Here is a 2,466-nt window from a genome sequence, read left to right as displayed (position 1 = left end):
CATCTACCAGCCGCAGCTCGAATCGACCGCGCTGTTCTCGGGCGAGCGCCGGCCGCAGGCGGTGGGCGACACGATGAAGGTCGACATCTCCGAGAGCCTGAAGGCCTCGCAGAAGCGCGCCACCGACACCAGCCGCGACAACAAGCAGGCGGTGAGGGGCCCTGGCAACGGAGAAAAGAACGGCGGCCTGCTCGACAAGATCCTGAACGTCGATGCGAGCGCCGGCAGCAGCGATTCGTTCAAGGGCACCGGCAGCACCGAGGTGTCGACCGAGTTCACCGCGCAGCTGACGGTCTCGGTGATCAACGTGCTGCCGAACGGGCACCTGGTGGTGGCCGGCGAGCGGCGCATCGGCGTCAACGGCGGTGCGAGCGCGCTGCGCTTCTCCGGCGTCGTGAACCCGCAGGACATCCGGCTGGGCAACGTCGTCAACTCGCGCGACGTGGCCAATGCCGCGCTCGAGAGCGCGGGCAGCGGCGATGTGTCGGAAGCGGCCTCGCGCAGCTGGCTGCAGCGGGTGATGGCCAAGACGCTGGCGGTGTGGTGATGCAGCAGCACTGGATCGACGAGGCGGTGGAGCAGGTGTTCCGGCGCGGGCAGGCCATCGTGCGGGTCGGCGGCGAGCTGCACGACTGGATGGCGATCCGCCAGGGCGCGGTGAGCCTGCACATCCGCGTGGCCGCGGGCACCGAGGTGGGCGTGGCGGTGCTGTGGGGCGGCGACGTGATCGGCTGGGGTTCGCCGCTCGGGCAGGACCGCGCGCTGTATGACGTGACGGCGCTGATCGATGTCGTGGCCGTCAAGGTGCCGGCAACGACGGTGCGGGCGGCGCGCGATGCCGGCCACAGTGGCGATGGCGGGCCGGGCGACGACATCGGCCGGCTGCATTCCGCGACCGCGCTGCGCATGCAGGAGCAGCTGGCGCTGCGGCTCGCGGGCGGCGGCTTCCAGCGGCTGGTCAACGTGCTCGCGACCTTCGCGGCGGCGTTCGCGCCGACGCAATCGGGCGCGCGCGGGCTGCACATCGCGCTGCCGGTGTCGCAGGCCTTCATGGGGCAGCTGGCCGGGCTGTCGCGGCGGCAGACCTGGATCTACCTGGGCCAGCTGGCCGACGCGGGCTGGGTGCGCACCGAGCGCTCGCAGGTGATGCTGGAGGTGCCGGCCGCGTGGCTGCAGTTGCCGGCCTACGTCGAGCGCGAGGGGCTGGAGTGCATCGCGACGGCCGGCGAGTGCAGCGCGACGCTCGGGCTGCTGTGCCTGGCGGCGGCGTCGGGCCGGCCGGGCGGCGGGGTGGTGTCGACGCGCTGAGCTCGGGTCCTTTCTCGAGTCATTTCGCGACCTCGATCGCCGTCACGGTGATCGAGCCGTCCACCCGCTCGGCGCTGAACCGCACTTTGTCGCCCTCGCGCAGCGTGTCCAGCATCCGCGGTTCGGCCACCCGGAACACCATCGTCATGCCCGGCATGTCGAGGTTGGCGATCGGCCCGTGCCGCAGCGTGAGCTTGCCCTGGGCCTTGTCGATGCGGCGCACCTCGCCGTCCGTCATCGCGGCCTGGTCGCCCGTCACCGTCACCCGGCCGAGCATGCCGGCCTCGAAATGCCCGGGCTGCAGGCAGGCGAACTGGAATTCACCGGCCTGGGTGAACTGCCAGACGATCTCGCCGCTGGCCCCCGGCTTCACATGCGCCATGTTCGGGCTCGCATGCTCCATCTCGGGAAACTTCTGCATCAGTGCCGCGTGTGCCTTCAGGTCCGCCGGCGTGCCCAGCACCATCTCGTGCAGCAGCCTGCCGTCGTTGCGCACGACGAACTTCACCGTCTCGCCGCGCCGCACGGTGATGTCGGCGGGCGTGAAGCGCATGGCATCGGTCATGCCGAGCGGGATCATGCGGCGTGCCTTCGCCGGGTCGCCCTCGCGGCCGTAGGCGGTCTGCTCGACCTTGGCGGCATCGTAGCGGCGCGGCGCGGCGTGATCCTCATCGCCGTGGGCCGAAGCGGAGGCGGCGTGCAAGGCCAGGGCGGTGGCCACCAGGTTCATCAGGGATCGGGTGTTCATTCTGGAATTCCTTCGTATCGTGTTCATGGGTGGATCAAGCGGTGTTCAGTGGCCGGCATGGCCTTGCGGCTTGCGGACCTGCAGCGTGCTGCCGTCGGGTGGCGCGGACGGCGCACGCACCGCGGCCCCGACCTCGCCGGTGAATTCATGGGCCAGCGTGCCGGGCGGGTGGCGGTACGGACCGGGGTCGCGGAAGTCGCCGCGCTGCAGGTCGTCGCGCACCTTCACCACGCTGAACATGCCGCCCATGCCGATCGGCCCGAACGGGCCGGTGCCGGTCATCATCGGCAGCGTGTTGTCGGGCAGCGGCATCTCCATCACCGCCATGTCGTGCATGCCCTTGTCGCCCATCACCATGTAGTCGGGCACCAGCTTCGCGATCTTCTGCGCGACCTCGCGGTGGTCGACGC

Annotated in this window: 3 protein-coding genes and 1 pseudogene; 2 read left to right on the top strand and 2 right to left on the bottom strand. The window is 70.6% G+C overall.

Features of this window, described 5'->3' with window-relative positions; translation table 11 throughout:
• Both AC1D01_RS30055 and AC1D01_RS30050 read left to right on the top strand, forming a co-directional pair.
• On the top strand, positions 1–547 hold a 547-nt coding region (locus AC1D01_RS30055; protein WP_477872954.1), incomplete at its 5' end, for a flagellar basal body L-ring protein FlgH.
• A complete protein-coding gene (locus tag AC1D01_RS30050; RefSeq protein ID WP_477872952.1) occupies positions 547–1,308 on the top strand; it encodes a Crp/Fnr family transcriptional regulator in 762 nt (253 codons plus the stop codon). The genes AC1D01_RS30055 and AC1D01_RS30050, both read left to right, overlap by 1 nt.
• Positions 1,309–1,327: 19 nt before the next feature.
• On the opposite strand, the gene AC1D01_RS30045 is transcribed toward AC1D01_RS30050, so the two are convergent.
• Complete coding sequence (locus AC1D01_RS30045; protein ID WP_477872950.1) at positions 1,328–2,056, bottom strand: copper-binding protein; 729 nt, start codon at positions 2,054–2,056, stop codon at positions 1,328–1,330.
• Between the two features lie 45 nt (positions 2,057–2,101).
• Positions 2,102–2,466: pseudogene (locus AC1D01_RS30040) on the bottom strand (copper oxidase); the annotation flags it as partial.

This window comes from Rhizobacter sp. P3_B12 (assembly GCF_056402895.1).
This window is presented reverse-complemented; position numbering and strand designations above follow the sequence as displayed.

Coding starts and splice junctions, on each gene's coding strand:
- AC1D01_RS30050 (WP_477872952.1), top strand. CDS start 547: ATGCAGCAGCACTGGATCGACGAGGCGGTGGAGCAGGTGTTCCGGCGC.
- AC1D01_RS30045 (WP_477872950.1), bottom strand. CDS start 2,056: ATGAACACCCGATCCCTGATGAACCTGGTGGCCACCGCCCTGGCCTTG.